The following is a 12,694-nucleotide window of genomic DNA, read 5'->3' on the forward strand; positions in this document are numbered from 1 at the left end:
ATTCGCGACGGCGGCAAATAGATAATGGGGTTAGTTTTTGTTTATTCCACTTTATGATCACAACCCCAAAATCTATGTGGAGCGCCCATGGGTCAATCAAACCCTGATCGTGCTCAACCTTATTTTCTTCGCCATTCAATATGTGCTTCCCGCTGCCGGCGAAGAATTTGTGCTGATTACCATGGCTGTGGTGCCCGGCTGGCTTAGTGAGCCAATGATCGATCAAGTGCCTTTTTTGCCTGATCAAACCACATTGGTCACCTATGCCTTTTTACATGCGGATTGGATGCATGTGCTTTCAAACATGCTCTTCCTTTGGGTCTTTGGTGACAATATCGAAGATGCGATGGGGCACATCCGCTATTTGATTTTTTATCTTGCATGCGCGGCAGCTGGCGGTTTGGCCCATATGCTTGCCGACCCAGCGAGCACGGCACCGCTGGTTGGTGCATCAGGGGCTGTTGCTGGTGTCATCGGCGCCTATATTATTCTGTTCCCCAAAGTCAGGATCTATGTGCTGGCTAAAATTGTTGTTCCGTTGCCAATTCCCATTCCAGCGCTTTGGGTTTTAGGGCTTTGGATCGCCATGCAGATATTTTTCGTGCTGTTCCCAGATGGTGGCCCCACCGCTTGGTGGGCGCATATTGGCGGGGTTATTGCAGGCGCAACCCTGGTGTTCTTTATGAAACGCAGCGCCGTTGGATTATTTGGCCGCTAGCTGAGCAGCGCCGTCACGCCCGACTTTGCCAAGCGTGCAAAATCCATGTCGCCAGATTGCGCCATCCACAACAGGTTTATGCCTTCAAGCAGCGCAACAATTTCTTGCGCCTTGTTCGCCGCATCGCTTGGCAACATACCGTCATCAACCAACAACTGGGCAATTGCGCTTTGATATTCCTGGTAAAACTCCAAAACCTTTTGCCGCGCATCTGTGTCCCGCCCAGCCATAGCCAAAAATTCAAATCCAACGGTTTGAAAATGCGCACCCTGCTGCATGGCAGCGCTGACCAAATCGATCCAAAGACACAACCGATCCGTTGCACTATTGCCTTGCGGAATAAGCTTTAGCGCCTCCAAATTCGCAGCAAAGAATTGCTCCAGCAGGGCCAGTACCAGCGCATCTTTGTTCTTATAGTAGAGATAAATCGCGGCCTTAGATAAACCCGCCTCTTTCGCCACATCGTCCATACGCGCGCCCTGCACACCGTCGGCGGCAAAAACCTTCGCTGCAGCCGACAGGATTTGTGGGATACGTTCATGTGAGCGATCAGGACGAGGCAATACAGTCTTTCCTTTGTGGCGGGCGAACCATTTGAACAAACTTCGCGCCCAAACTAAATGACCTGGACCGTTCGCGATAGCCAAGCTTTGTAAAAATCGACAAGTTTTCTTGTCGCGATGTTTCAAGCCATATAGACGCCCCTTCGCCAATCATTTGATGATAAGCGACGAACAGATCGCGCCCTATCCCGCGCCCTCGTTTGGTCGCGTCTACGGCAACAAATTCAACAATATGCGCTGATGCTGAATTGAACTGCTTTTGCCGCTCCTGATCATGCTGCGCGGTGCGCACCACAGCGCCTAAGCCGCAAAGCCATCCAACCGTCAATGACCATTTCAATTGCGCAAACCCCGAGACCTTCAGCGCGCTATGACCGCTGAGCAACACGCCAACCAGCTGATCACCATCATAGGCAGCGAGCATCGTTTGCCCTTGGGCTTCCCACAAATTCAGTGTGGCGACGAACCAACTTTGCATTGCGTTTTTCAATTGATCCGGTGTTTGCTTGGGGAACAAAACCACCATGCCTTGATCATCGAGAAAACTGCTTGCCAACAGCTGTGCGGCAGCCTCAATTTTTGCTGCCGCTAGCGGTTCCACCCTAATCTCAGCCATTATCGATCACCGGGCTGAAATGGCGCTTCTTTCAGCGCATGGCCAAGAATGAGTTTAAGCATCAAGGCGGGTATGAACCAATTCAATCCGGCGATATCAAATGGCGGTAATTGCCCAGCCATTATGACAACCATAGCCAAGCCGACTGCCATTGGTCGCTGCAGATAGAGGGGCGAGAACAAGACCAGCACGGTCGACAACATCAGCATACCGCCAAGCGCCAACGCGTAAGATATTGGCGCATCCGCAAACAGAAATGCCATCAATCCGATATGCACCAAATGGGCGGCAACAAATCCAAAGTGCTGCAAGCGCCCATGACCGGGGCGATGATACCAGCGTTTCGCGGCCGAGGTGGAATTGGTGACAATGCCGCCACCAATATCGAACGCTAAAACAGCAACAAATAGCCATTGCCAAATACTCGCCGTTTGCCCTTGCGCCAACCAGAACAGGGCCACACCGCCAATTGCGATGGCACCACCCAAAATCAGTTGCAGCACCTCTTCTGCATCTGTCGCCCCGGGACCAACAAAACGATCCCATCCACCCAACGCACCTGTTCGCGGTTTGGGCGGGTTCCAGCTTATTTGCACTGAATTGTTTGACTTATCTGCCGCAGATGAATGGTCGTGCACGGACGATCCATCACCTTCCACGCCACGCTTTTCGTTGTGTTTCGCACTTTGATTTGTTTGGGTCATGGTTCCTCATAATAAATAACTTACTAGTAAGTTATATATGTAGCAATATCTCTATCTGCAAGGAAAAAGAGCGAGAAAGTGATCGGAAAACAATTCGAGCAAGGGTTAATGGCCGCAAAAAACCAAACATCAGGCAAAGCAAAATTCTCAACTCGAACAATTTGATTTAATCTGTTTACCCGCCATTAACGCTAAATCGGCGACACTGTGCGCGACTGAAAAGCTAGAAAGGCGCTTCAGATGGATATGTCATTGGTCAATCAAGCTGTTGGAATGCAGGCCGCACAACGCCAGCAATCTGCCGAATTGTTGATGATGAAATCCGCCCACGACATGCAGCAACAAGCGGTCAATATGCTTGAAAAAGGGCTGCAGAACGCCAAAGCAATGCCTGCACCGGGCACTGGCACCGTGGTCGATAAGTCAGCCTAAGCACCCCTTCAATACCCAATTGCATTGCGCCTTGCGCCATAGTTGCGCTTAAGCCAACCCATCCGCGCACTCTTAATCCAAGTCACTTCCATGTCCGCAACACCTGCCACCAAACTGCTCGACAAGCTGCGTATTGATTATCGCCTGCACGAATATGCCTATGATCCAACCGCGCAAAATATTGGCATGCAGGCCGCTGATGCGCTTGGCGTTGACCCTGCGCGCCTGTTCAAATGCCTTATGTTTGGCACCAGTGCGCAAACAGGCGCGGCATTAATTCCGACCAACAAAGAAATGAACCTCAAACTGGCGGCCAAAGCACTCAACGAGAAAAAGATCAGCCTGCTCGACAAGTCAAAAGCCGAAAAACTATCCGGCTACGTCATCGGCGGCATCAGCCCCTTGGGTCAGCGCTCCCGCTGCCAAGTTCTGCTTGATCAAACTGCCCTGCTGCACGAAACGATTCTGTTCAACGGCGGCAAACGTGGACTGCAAATCGAAATTGCACCTCAAGACTTCACGCGCGCGGCAAACGCGAAAACCCTCGAGCTAACCTAGCGACAAATCCGCTTTTCAAATCACGCGCTATAGCCTAAAACAGACAACAATACCAATTCCAGTCCTTTAGGCGCTTCCATGTCAAAATCCGCAAAACATCAAATGCTCGCTGGCGAACCATTTCTGGCAGGCGATCCTGATCTGATCGCACATGCCGGGCGCACCCGCGCAGCTGTGAACAAGTTCAACAATGCAGACTATGACGACCCAAATCGCATGGAGATATTGCGTGCAATTCTTGGCAAAGCGCCAAACGAGTTTTGGGTGGAAAGCCCCTTTTATGTGGAATATGGGGAAATGGTTGAGATCGGCGAGCGCACATTTATCAATCGCAACTGCTCAATAATGGACAATCACTTTGTGCGCATCGGCTCTGAAACCCTGATCGCGCCGAATGTTCAAATCCTAACCGCAGGGCACCCGATTCATGCGCACGAGCGATGCGTTTACCCCTACCCGGACGAGCCAGAACGGATGAACTTTGTCAACAAAGCAGCACCTGTCACCATCGGCGATCAATGCTGGATTGGTGCCGGTGCGATCATTGTGCCCGGCGTGACCATTGGCGACCGCACAACAATCGGCGCAGGCGCTGTCGTCACCAAAGATATTCCATCAGATTGCGTAGCTGTTGGCTCCCCAGCGCGGGTGATAAAAGAGCTTTAGCTATTCACCAGCGCCAACGCCGCTTCGATTAATGCGTGCGCATCTTCGCTGTTCCATTCAGCGGGGCCAGCCAACACGCCCCATTCATGCCCGTCGGGCCCAATCAGCAATGTAGCGGGCAGGCCAAGCGCGGTGCCCCGCGTTTTCAGAACTTCGAATGCTTCAAATGTTGGATCAGCGTGCAGCGGCAAGTTTTTCAACCCCACCTCTTCCATAAAGGCTTTTGCCTTATCCAAACCATCTTCGCCCACATCCAAATTGATGGTGGCGACTTGAAAACCTTGATCTTGATATTTGGCGTGCAAAGCATCAAGAGCTGGCATTTCTGCCCGGCATGGGCCGCACCAAGTGGCCCAAAAGTTCACCAATGTTACTTTGCCGTTGAAATGGTCAAAGCCAACGCTTTCGCCAGTGTCAGCAACGAACTTGATCTCGGGATATCCCTCGCCTTTTGCCGTGGCGCGAAAGGCCGCCAGTTCGCCTGCTGCGGCCTCATCCAACGCCGTAGCAATTGCCGGACTCGGCGTGAATCCACCAGTGCCAGCCGAACCATTTTGTCCGCCGCCGCCATTGCTAACCCAAACCGCGGTCGCTATAGCTACCACAACACCAACAATGACGCCCATGTTCCACTTGTTTGGAGCTTTTTTTTCGGCTTCGTTGTGCGGATCCTGGGACATTATTTCTCCTTCAAAGAGAGGTCAGTATGAGCAATCAAATGTGGGGCGGCCGGTTCGCTTCTGGGCCAGACGCCATCATGGAGGAAATAAACGCCTCCATCGATTTCGACAAGCGCTTCTATAAACAAGATATAGAAGGCTCAAAAGCCCATGCCACCATGCTTGAGGCCGCTGGCATTCTCACTAAAGAAGATAAGGACGCGATCATCAAAGGTCTAGATCAAGTGCGATCAGAAATTGATGCCGGATCGTTCACTTTTTCGCGCGCGCTTGAAGACATTCATATGAATGTGGAAGCGCGGCTCAAAGACCTTATCGGCGAACCTGCAGGGCGACTGCACACGGGCCGCTCGCGCAACGACCAAGTCGCGACCGATTTCAAACTCTATGTCCGCGACACCATCGACATGTTCATAGGGCAAATCAAAACGCTGCAGCTTGAAATGGTGAAGCGTGCTGAAGAAGAAGCAGACACCGTAATGCCTGGCTTTACGCACTTGCAAAGCGCCCAACCTGTCACCTTTGGTCACCATATGTTGGCTTACGTTGAAATGCTTGGCCGCGATGTATCCCGCTTTTATGGCGCACGCAAACGCCTTAATGAATGCCCTCTGGGATCGGCTGCATTGGCTGGCACCTCATTCCCAATCGACAGGGAAATGACAGCAGGGGCTCTTGGCTTTGAACGCCCAACGGCAAACTCGCTAGACGCTGTGGCGGACCGTGATTTTGTGCTTGAAGCTTTAAGCTGCGCGTCAATTTGCGCCATGCACCTGTCCCGCCTATCTGAAGAATTGGTAATTTGGTCCACCGCGCAATTCCGCTTTGTGACCCTATCAGACAAGTTCTCAACCGGCTCGTCTATCATGCCGCAAAAGCGCAACCCGGACGCCGCTGAATTGATCCGCGCCAAAATTGGTCGCATCATGGGCGCGCTAACATCGTTGATGATCGTGATGAAGGGCTTGCCGCTTGCCTATTCAAAAGACATGCAAGAAGACAAAGAAGTTGCCTTTGACGCCTTCGATAGCCTTGGTCTAGCGCTTGCTGCGATGACAGGCATGATCAACGACCTCAAGGTGAACCGCGAAGCCATGCGCGATGCGGCTGGTTCTGGTTTTTCAACCGCTACTGATTTGGCCGACTGGTTGGTGCGCGAAGCAAACGTTCCATTCCGCGACGCTCACCACATCACCGGCGCCGCTGTTGCAAAGGCTGAAGAAAAAGGCTGCGACCTTGACGGTTTGACCATCGAAGACCTCAAGGAAGTTGATGAACGCATCGACAGCCGCGTCTTTAAGGTCCTCAGCGTTGAAAACTCGGTGAAGTCCCGCACCTCTTATGGCGGCACGTCGCCAAAAAACGTACGCGAACAAGCCGCGCGTTGGAAAGAGCAACTAGCGTCAAGCGAAGAAGAATAAGATGGTCCACCACTTCCAGTATAAGGGCGGCAAACTACATGCCGAAGACGTTGACCTGACCGAATTGGCTGGCGAAGTCGGCACGCCATTTTACGTTTATTCAACGGCCACCTTCACCCGCCATATCCGCGTAATGCAGGAAGCCTTTAAGGGCGTGGATACGCTTGTGGCTTACGCCATGAAAGCGAACTCAAACCAAGCCATGCTCAAGCTTGTGGCCAATATGGGCGCAGGCGCAGACGTTGTGTCCCTTGGCGAACTCAAACGCGCGCTGAAAGCCGGCATTCCGGCAAACAAAATCGTTTTCTCTGGCGTGGCCAAAACCCATGCGGAAATGGAACTGGGGCTAGAGGCAGGTATTAAATGCTTCAACGCAGAGAGCGAAGCGGAGCTTGAGCGCCTTAATGAAGTGGCCAAATCGCTTGGCAAGATTGCGCCAGTTTCTGTGCGCATCAACCCAAATGTGGACGCGAAAACGCACGCGAAAATCTCAACCGGCAAGGCTGAAAACAAATTCGGCATTCCGTTTGAGCGTGCATCAGAAGTCTATAAGCGCATCGCAGAGCTTGAGCATTTGGACGCTACTGGCATTGACATGCATATCGGCAGCCAAATCACCGAGCTTGAGCCGTTCGATAATGCATTCAAATTGTTGGCCGAATTGGTGGGGGAATTGCGCACAGAGGGGCACAATATCCGCCATGTGGATGTTGGCGGCGGCTTGGGCATTCCTTATGGCACCTCAAACGAGATACCGCCCGATCCGATGGCCTACGCGCAAGTGGTGTTCAAAAATGTCAAAGATCTGGGCTGCGAACTGGTGCTTGAGCCGGGCCGCATGATCGCAGGCAATGCGGGCATCTTTGTCACCAAGGTTGAATATGTCAAAGAAGGCGCTGAACGAACCTTCGTAATTGTTGATGCGGGCATGAACGACATGATCCGCCCAACACTCTACGAAGCGCATCACGGCGTGATGCCGCTGGTGGAAAATCATCATCTACTTGAGAAGCGCGGTGATGTGGTTGGCCCAGTGTGCGAAACAGGCGATTACCTTGCCCGCGACCGTCAATTGCCTGAAGTTGCAGAAGGCGACTATATCGCCATTATGAGTGCAGGCGCTTATGGCGCGGTTATGTCTGGCACCTACAACACACGTCCACTTTGCGCAGAAGTGTTGGTGGATGGTGACCGCTACCACGTCATTCGCGAGCGCCAGGACCTCGACGCATTGATCGAATTGGACAGTGTGCCGGAGTGGTTGGAGTAGCAATCAAATAAGGCTTGGGTTTTCCATTTGGAAACCCAGCCTCGATTCTTCAAATCCACATTGCTGATAAAACTTGTGGGCTTCCAGATTGCGTTTGCCAGAATGCAACATCACCTTGTAGCAATCCGCCCGCCAAGCCCGTTGCAGCGCCTCACTTAAAACCGCGGTTGCGGCGCCTTTTCTTCTAAATTCCGGCTTAGTAGCAACCACCTCAACTAAACCGTATGGTCGGCCGCGACGCGTCATATTGGGCAAAATCACCAAAGTACAGGTTGAAACAACACTTCCTTCGGCTTCCGACACCAACAAATGCATCCGACGATCTTCTAGTATTTCATGAAACCGTTGAGCAATAAGCTCTTCATCTTGCTTGTGATCCTGGTGCGGGAACACTGAGATCAGAGACAAGAGGTCATTAAAGTCATGTTGCTGCGCCTCGCGAACCAACAATTGATGCATTTCCCGCGTTGAGTGATTACGCCCCAAACTTCTTCGCAAGCGTTTCTTTTTCCACTTCACGGCCCTCGAGCGCTTCAGCCACTTTGGCGCGAATGTCAGCCAGCGTGAATGGTTTTGGCACCACATCGTGCACCAATGCATCAAGCCCGTGCGCACGTTCACGCTGATCAGCAAAGCCAGTCATCAGCAAAATTGTAATGTCGGGGTACTGCGCAGCGATACTAAGCGACAGAGCAATGCCGTCCATCACCGGCATTTTGATATCAGAAAGCAACAGATCAAATTCGCCATTGTGCTCCAGCGCCGCTTCAGCAGCTAGGCCACCATCTTCGGTCACCACAACTTCATGGCCATCCATTTCCAAAGCACGACTTACAAAGCCACGAACACTTGGGTCGTCCTCTGCCAATAATATCTTTGCCATGTTGCTACTCTCCTGTACTCAATTCTTTCACGCCGTTTCGCGTTTAGTTATTTCTTTTCTTTGCTAGGACGGCACCAATGCCGCCAACTTCCCCGGTCGCACCGCTCGGTTTGGCCGCGGGATTGAACCCCGGTTCTATTGCTTGATTGGTAACGCCGCCTGAATATTGCCAATCCAAGAATTTCAGCTTCACCCGTCGCACGTCATTTGGTGGCGACGACAATTCGGTCTTAAACTCGAAAATGCCGCGTGCTTCCAAAACCGCCAGTCCTGGCGTCGTGTTCCACTCATAAATCACATCACCATTTTCATCGATCAGCGCCACTCGAATTGGTGGCAGATAGATCATTCGATTAGTGACATTCTCAATTTTTGAGCGCACGGTGAGCACTTCATGCCCATCGCTCCACACGCGGTCCGTCTTCACGTCCGCAAACTCAAGACCGACCACATTTACGGTTTGGCCAAACAGACGATAGAAGCCGGCCATATCTGGATAAATCTGTACAACCTTGGTGCTAAAACCAAATAAGATGGCCACAACCAACAATGACGCTGCAAACGCGCCATAGCTGATATTGCGCCGCAATTTGGCCATTGGCAATGCTTTGGCAATTTCGCGCCGACGCTTCGCAATCCGTCGCGAGCGTTTCATGCGCTCGATTTGCTGGCGGCGACGTGCTGCATAAGATGACAACTCAACCTCGTTGTCCTCATTTATAGCGTTCATTACGTCCTGCGCCGCGCCAATCGCACTTTCTACCGCTGCGCGCGCTTTGCTGCCATCATCATCATCGCCAAACGGATCATCATCGTCATCTGGTAATTCAAAGCTGCCGATTTTGTTCGCATCATTGCCCTCAGACGATGCATCCGCTTGCGTTTCATCAGCCGCGGCTTTGTCTTCTTCGGCCACAAACGCAATATCCAAAGCGTCCTCGTCCGCTTCGGTAACCTTTGTTTTCTTCTGCTTTTTTGGCTTTTCCTTAGGTGGCTCGTTTAGCGCATCGCCCAACAGCGCATCAAAATCATCTTCTTTTAAGGCTTGCGCGTGCCAAGATCGCTGGCAGTTTGCGCACTGCACACTTCGTCCATTATCGCCGATCGCTTGCGCGGCAACTTCATATCGCATGCTGCAATTTGGACAAACAATGATCATTTAATGCGAACCGATGCAAAACTTCCGCCCCAAATGTACCGCTGATTATGTTAACACTCCGAAAAAACCAGCAACGTTTAAGCGCCAAATTGTGCATCGCTGATAATATGGTTTCCAAATAGTGATTCGGGAGCAGGTCTTGATCAAATTTAAAAATGTCGGGCTTCACTACGGAGCCGGTCCAGAGATCTTAAAAAACCTCAATTTCAACATTGATCCGGGGTCATTTCACTTTCTTACAGGCCCCTCAGGGTCAGGCAAAACCTCGCTTTTGCGGCTTTTGCTGCTGTCCATGCGCCCTACATCGGGTGAAATGGAAATGTTTGGCAAAAACACCAACCGTCTGGACAAATCGGCATTGATGCAGATGCGGCAGCATATTGGCATCGTGTTTCAAGAATTTCGTCTGCTTGAGCACCTCACCACCTTCCAAAATGTGGCATTGCCGCTGGTTGTGCGGGGCGAACCCGAATCAGCTTACAAATCCAACGTTGAAGAACTGCTCGATTGGGTGGGATTGGGCCATCAAATGCATGTGCGCCCAGAACTTTTGTCCGGTGGTGAAAAACAACGTGCAGCCATTGCCCGCGCGGTGATCGCAAAACCTGATCTATTGTTGGCCGATGAACCAACCGGCAATGTGGACCCTGAATTGTCTGAGCGTTTGCTGCATTTGTTTGTTGAACTCAACCGCATGGGCACCACAATCATCCTAGCCAGCCACGAGCTGCATCTGCTCAACAAGTTCAAATTTCCACGCCTGCAGCTGAAAGACGGAGGCATAAATGTCTCTCATTAGCCAATTGCTCCCCAAGCCCAAAACCCCATTTCCAATCGTGCCGCGCCAATCCATCGCTGGGCGCACATTGGCATTGCTTGTCGCCATCATGACGTTTCTGAGCTGCGTCACATTTGGTGCGGTTTATCTGGTACAAAATTCAACCCTTGCTTGGTCATCTGAGGTGGGGCGCGAGCTTACAATTCAGTTGCAACCGGTCGAAGATGAGCAAATGCTCTCCAATATCCGCACAGCCATCAGCTTGGCGGAGCAAACGCCAGGTGTATCGCGTGCTTTTGAACTGACGGTAAGCGACAGCGAAAAACTGTTGAGCCCTTGGCTAGGCGAACAGTTTGACATTAGCGCATTCCACTTGCCGCGCTTGGTCATTGTTCAACTGGGCGACCCAAGCCTATTTGATCTTGAAGCACTTACCGCCAAGTTGACGGACGCTGTCCCAGAAGCAACTATCGACACTCATGAATTGTGGCAACAGCAGCTCAATGCCATGGCGGGAACAGTCGTTTTATCGGGTACATTGGCCCTAATCCTCATCCTCACAGCTACTGTGCTTGCAATTGTTTTTGCAACTGGCGGCGCGATGGCGACCAACCGCGAAATCGTTGATGTACTTCACTTTATTGGCGCATCAGACACTTATATTGCAGGCGCATTCCAGGAGCGATTCCTCGCAATCGGTCTGCAGGGCGGTCTTGTGGGTGGTGCCTGTTCGATTGTATTTTTCTTTGTGGCCAGCACCATCACAAACGCAATCCTGCCAGATCAAAGCGCGACGCAAGTTGAACTGTTATTTGGCCAGTTCACATTGGGTTGGTTGGGTCTATTGGGGCTAATTCTGACCGTTGTCACCATTGCCATATTGACCGCCATCACCTCTCGCGTCACTGTGCACCGTTTTTTAGCCCAGATCGCCCCTTAAGTAACAAAGGCAACTTCCATGATTCTCCAAGCCATTCGGTCGATGATTTTCTATGTGCTGTTCATCGGCTACACAGCAATTCTGGCTATTCCTTTTGGCATCTATTCGCTGTTTGGCCGCAAAATGACCGGCTGGTGGGTTGTAAAAGCTTGGTATCTTGGCAATCTATTCTTCCTGCGTTGGGTCGTCGGCATCAAAACCGAAATCACCGGCCAAGAAAATCTGCCCGATGGCCCATTTATCATTGCGTCAAAACACATGTCCGACTGGGACATTTTTGCTCTATTGCCCGCAACTAATGGTCGACCAACATTCATTTCCAAAAAGGAATTGCTCGACATTCCTTTCTTTGGCTGGTGCATGCGGAATTTCCACACCATTTCGATTGATCGCAAAAACGGCAAATCTGCGCTGCCGCAAATGGTCGATCAGGGCAAACAAGCAATAGAGCGCGATTGCCGAATTGTTATTTATCCTGAGGGCACGCGCCGCGCCCCGCTTGATGAGCCAAAATATAAGTGGGGCCTTGCCAAAATGTATGAGGCCCTAGAAGTGCCGGTGGTACCCGTTGCCCTCACGTCAGGCCTTTATTGGCCACGCAACTCCCTAATTCTATGGCCCGGCACCGCCCGCGCCAAATATCTCGAACCAATCCCTGCTGGTTTGGACATGGAGACTTTTCACCAGACAATTCAGGAACGGATCGAACCGGAAACGACCAAGATGCTAATGCAGGATATTGATGCCGGCATAAGTCGTCCTATCAATTCAGCGATGCAAGCCCGAATTGACGCACACAAACGCTAAATACACCATATATTGACATTTGTCTGATAGATTCCCATATATATAGTATTGACCCATTTCATGGATTGACAACAATAGACGTTTGTTCTATTTTTGTTCTCTTATCACGGGGCAACTAAAATCGGGGAATTTGAAATGTCAGAAGCAATTCGACTAATCAATCTACGCAATTCCGATCATTCGGTAGCGGACTGGCAAGGCCGCACCGGGCGCACCTATACTCTTACAAGAACCAAGTTGGCTGACCTCAATATGGCGGGCAATCAACTGTGCCTTTTGTCCAAACACAACGAATTGGGCGAAGATGCCTTGTGGGTTGGTACCGGTGATAATCTGATCCATGACGAACAAAGCCGACGTGCCTTTTTGAAGGCTGTGCATATCGCAGATGATGCCTATGTGCTTGAATTGGCCGACGATGAAATGCCACCACTGACCATGATATGGGATTTGGAGGCAGCCCATCGAGACCCGGAGCGCCATGCCGCTTAAGGTAGCG

The 12,694-nt window shown here is 51.3% G+C and carries 17 protein-coding genes; 10 read left to right on the forward strand and 7 right to left on the reverse strand.

Annotation, left to right across the window (positions count from 1 at the left end; translation table 11 throughout):
- Positions 1–37: 37 nt before the first annotated feature.
- Positions 38–718, forward strand: a complete 681-nt coding sequence (locus QQL65_RS04130) for a rhomboid family intramembrane serine protease (RefSeq protein ID WP_284362244.1) — start codon at positions 38–40, stop codon at positions 716–718.
- Here QQL65_RS04130 and QQL65_RS04135 read toward each other — a convergent pair.
- The 3 genes from QQL65_RS04135 to QQL65_RS04145 are packed head-to-tail and all read right to left on the reverse strand — an operon-like array spanning position 715 to position 2,601.
- Positions 715–1,281, reverse strand: a complete 567-nt coding sequence (locus QQL65_RS04135; RefSeq protein WP_284362245.1) for a TetR/AcrR family transcriptional regulator — start codon at positions 1,279–1,281, stop codon at positions 715–717. The genes QQL65_RS04130 and QQL65_RS04135 overlap by 4 nt on opposite strands.
- Positions 1,268–1,897 carry an N-acetyltransferase gene (locus tag QQL65_RS04140; protein WP_284362246.1) on the reverse strand — a complete coding sequence of 210 codons (630 nt, stop codon included), beginning with the start codon at positions 1,895–1,897 and terminating at the stop codon, positions 1,268–1,270. The genes QQL65_RS04135 and QQL65_RS04140 overlap by 14 nt, the downstream gene beginning before the upstream one ends.
- The gene (locus tag QQL65_RS04145; RefSeq protein ID WP_284362247.1) at positions 1,897–2,601 is read right to left on the reverse strand and encodes a hypothetical protein; all 705 of its coding nucleotides are present in this window, start codon (positions 2,599–2,601) and stop codon (positions 1,897–1,899) included. The genes QQL65_RS04140 and QQL65_RS04145 overlap by 1 nt, the downstream gene beginning before the upstream one ends.
- Positions 2,602–2,841: 240 nt before the next feature.
- Between QQL65_RS04145 and QQL65_RS04150 the strand changes: the two genes are divergently transcribed.
- From QQL65_RS04150 to QQL65_RS04160, 3 genes are all read left to right on the forward strand, one after another.
- A complete protein-coding gene (locus tag QQL65_RS04150; RefSeq protein WP_284362249.1) occupies positions 2,842–3,033 on the forward strand; it encodes a hypothetical protein in 192 nt (63 codons plus the stop codon).
- Positions 3,034–3,123: 90 nt separating this feature from the next.
- Complete coding sequence (gene ybaK / locus QQL65_RS04155; protein WP_284362250.1) at positions 3,124–3,591, forward strand: Cys-tRNA(Pro) deacylase; 468 nt, start codon at positions 3,124–3,126, stop codon at positions 3,589–3,591.
- 78 nt (positions 3,592–3,669) lie between these two features.
- Positions 3,670–4,257, forward strand: coding sequence for a sugar O-acetyltransferase (locus QQL65_RS04160; RefSeq protein WP_284362251.1), 588 nt, complete (start codon positions 3,670–3,672; stop codon positions 4,255–4,257).
- Here the strand turns inward: QQL65_RS04160 and QQL65_RS04165 are convergent.
- Positions 4,254–4,937 (reverse strand): TlpA family protein disulfide reductase, encoded by a 684-nt coding sequence (locus tag QQL65_RS04165; RefSeq protein WP_284362252.1) that lies wholly within the window; start codon positions 4,935–4,937, stop codon positions 4,254–4,256. The two genes, QQL65_RS04160 and QQL65_RS04165, sit on opposite strands and share 4 nt — an antisense overlap.
- Before the next feature lie 26 nt (positions 4,938–4,963).
- Between QQL65_RS04165 and argH the strand changes: the two genes are divergently transcribed.
- On the forward strand, positions 4,964–6,358 hold the full coding sequence (gene argH, locus QQL65_RS04170) for an argininosuccinate lyase (protein ID WP_284362253.1): 1,395 nt from the start codon (positions 4,964–4,966) through the stop codon (positions 6,356–6,358).
- Between the two features lies 1 nt (position 6,359).
- Entirely contained in the window at positions 6,360–7,628 is a 1,269-nt protein-coding gene (lysA, locus tag QQL65_RS04175; protein ID WP_284362255.1) for a diaminopimelate decarboxylase, read from the forward strand.
- A gap of 3 nt (positions 7,629–7,631) precedes the next feature.
- Here the strand turns inward: lysA and QQL65_RS04180 are convergent, their stop codons facing one another.
- The 3 genes from QQL65_RS04180 to QQL65_RS04190 are packed head-to-tail and all read right to left on the reverse strand — an operon-like array spanning position 7,632 to position 9,670.
- Positions 7,632–8,078 (reverse strand): GNAT family N-acetyltransferase, encoded by a 447-nt coding sequence (locus tag QQL65_RS04180; protein WP_284362256.1) that lies wholly within the window; start codon positions 8,076–8,078, stop codon positions 7,632–7,634.
- Between the two features lie 25 nt (positions 8,079–8,103).
- Positions 8,104–8,511 (reverse strand): response regulator, encoded by a 408-nt coding sequence (locus QQL65_RS04185; protein ID WP_284362258.1) that lies wholly within the window; start codon positions 8,509–8,511, stop codon positions 8,104–8,106.
- A gap of 43 nt (positions 8,512–8,554) precedes the next feature.
- Positions 8,555–9,670 carry a zinc-ribbon domain-containing protein gene (locus QQL65_RS04190; RefSeq protein ID WP_284362259.1) on the reverse strand — a complete coding sequence of 372 codons (1,116 nt, stop codon included), beginning with the start codon at positions 9,668–9,670 and terminating at the stop codon, positions 8,555–8,557.
- 139 nt (positions 9,671–9,809) lie between these two features.
- Here QQL65_RS04190 and ftsE point away from each other — a divergent pair, with 139 nt between their 5' ends.
- From ftsE to QQL65_RS04210, 4 genes are all read left to right on the forward strand, one after another.
- Entirely contained in the window at positions 9,810–10,469 is a 660-nt protein-coding gene (ftsE, locus tag QQL65_RS04195) for a cell division ATP-binding protein FtsE (protein ID WP_284362260.1), read from the forward strand.
- On the forward strand, positions 10,456–11,388 hold the full coding sequence (locus tag QQL65_RS04200) for a cell division protein FtsX (RefSeq protein ID WP_284362262.1): 933 nt from the start codon (positions 10,456–10,458) through the stop codon (positions 11,386–11,388). The genes ftsE and QQL65_RS04200 overlap by 14 nt, the downstream gene beginning before the upstream one ends.
- An 18-nt stretch (positions 11,389–11,406) precedes the next feature.
- Positions 11,407–12,195, forward strand: coding sequence for a lysophospholipid acyltransferase family protein (locus QQL65_RS04205; RefSeq protein ID WP_284362263.1), 789 nt, complete (start codon positions 11,407–11,409; stop codon positions 12,193–12,195).
- 135 nt (positions 12,196–12,330) lie between these two features.
- Positions 12,331–12,687, forward strand: coding sequence for a hypothetical protein (locus QQL65_RS04210; RefSeq protein ID WP_284362265.1), 357 nt, complete (start codon positions 12,331–12,333; stop codon positions 12,685–12,687).
- Positions 12,688–12,694 lie beyond the last annotated feature (7 nt).

This window comes from Maritalea porphyrae (assembly GCF_030159895.1).
GTDB lineage: Bacteria > Pseudomonadota > Alphaproteobacteria > Rhizobiales > Devosiaceae > Maritalea > Maritalea porphyrae.

Excerpts from the sequence above, each read along its gene's own strand:
- QQL65_RS04210 (WP_284362265.1), top strand. The coding sequence starts at position 12,331 with ATGTCAGAAGCAATTCGACTAATCAATCTACGCAATTCCGATCATTCG.
- ybaK (WP_284362250.1), top strand. The coding sequence starts at position 3,124 with ATGTCCGCAACACCTGCCACCAAACTGCTCGACAAGCTGCGTATTGAT.
- argH (WP_284362253.1), top strand. The coding sequence starts at position 4,964 with ATGAGCAATCAAATGTGGGGCGGCCGGTTCGCTTCTGGGCCAGACGCC.
- QQL65_RS04190 (WP_284362259.1), bottom strand. The coding sequence starts at position 9,670 with ATGATCATTGTTTGTCCAAATTGCAGCATGCGATATGAAGTTGCCGCG.
- QQL65_RS04205 (WP_284362263.1), top strand. The coding sequence starts at position 11,407 with ATGATTCTCCAAGCCATTCGGTCGATGATTTTCTATGTGCTGTTCATC.
- QQL65_RS04160 (WP_284362251.1), top strand. The coding sequence starts at position 3,670 with ATGTCAAAATCCGCAAAACATCAAATGCTCGCTGGCGAACCATTTCTG.
- QQL65_RS04140 (WP_284362246.1), bottom strand. The coding sequence starts at position 1,897 with ATGGCTGAGATTAGGGTGGAACCGCTAGCGGCAGCAAAAATTGAGGCT.
- QQL65_RS04165 (WP_284362252.1), bottom strand. The coding sequence starts at position 4,937 with ATGTCCCAGGATCCGCACAACGAAGCCGAAAAAAAAGCTCCAAACAAG.
- QQL65_RS04200 (WP_284362262.1), top strand. The coding sequence starts at position 10,456 with ATGTCTCTCATTAGCCAATTGCTCCCCAAGCCCAAAACCCCATTTCCA.
- lysA (WP_284362255.1), top strand. The coding sequence starts at position 6,360 with ATGGTCCACCACTTCCAGTATAAGGGCGGCAAACTACATGCCGAAGAC.
- QQL65_RS04185 (WP_284362258.1), bottom strand. The coding sequence starts at position 8,511 with ATGGCAAAGATATTATTGGCAGAGGACGACCCAAGTGTTCGTGGCTTT.
- QQL65_RS04150 (WP_284362249.1), top strand. The coding sequence starts at position 2,842 with ATGGATATGTCATTGGTCAATCAAGCTGTTGGAATGCAGGCCGCACAA.
- QQL65_RS04145 (WP_284362247.1), bottom strand. The coding sequence starts at position 2,601 with ATGACCCAAACAAATCAAAGTGCGAAACACAACGAAAAGCGTGGCGTG.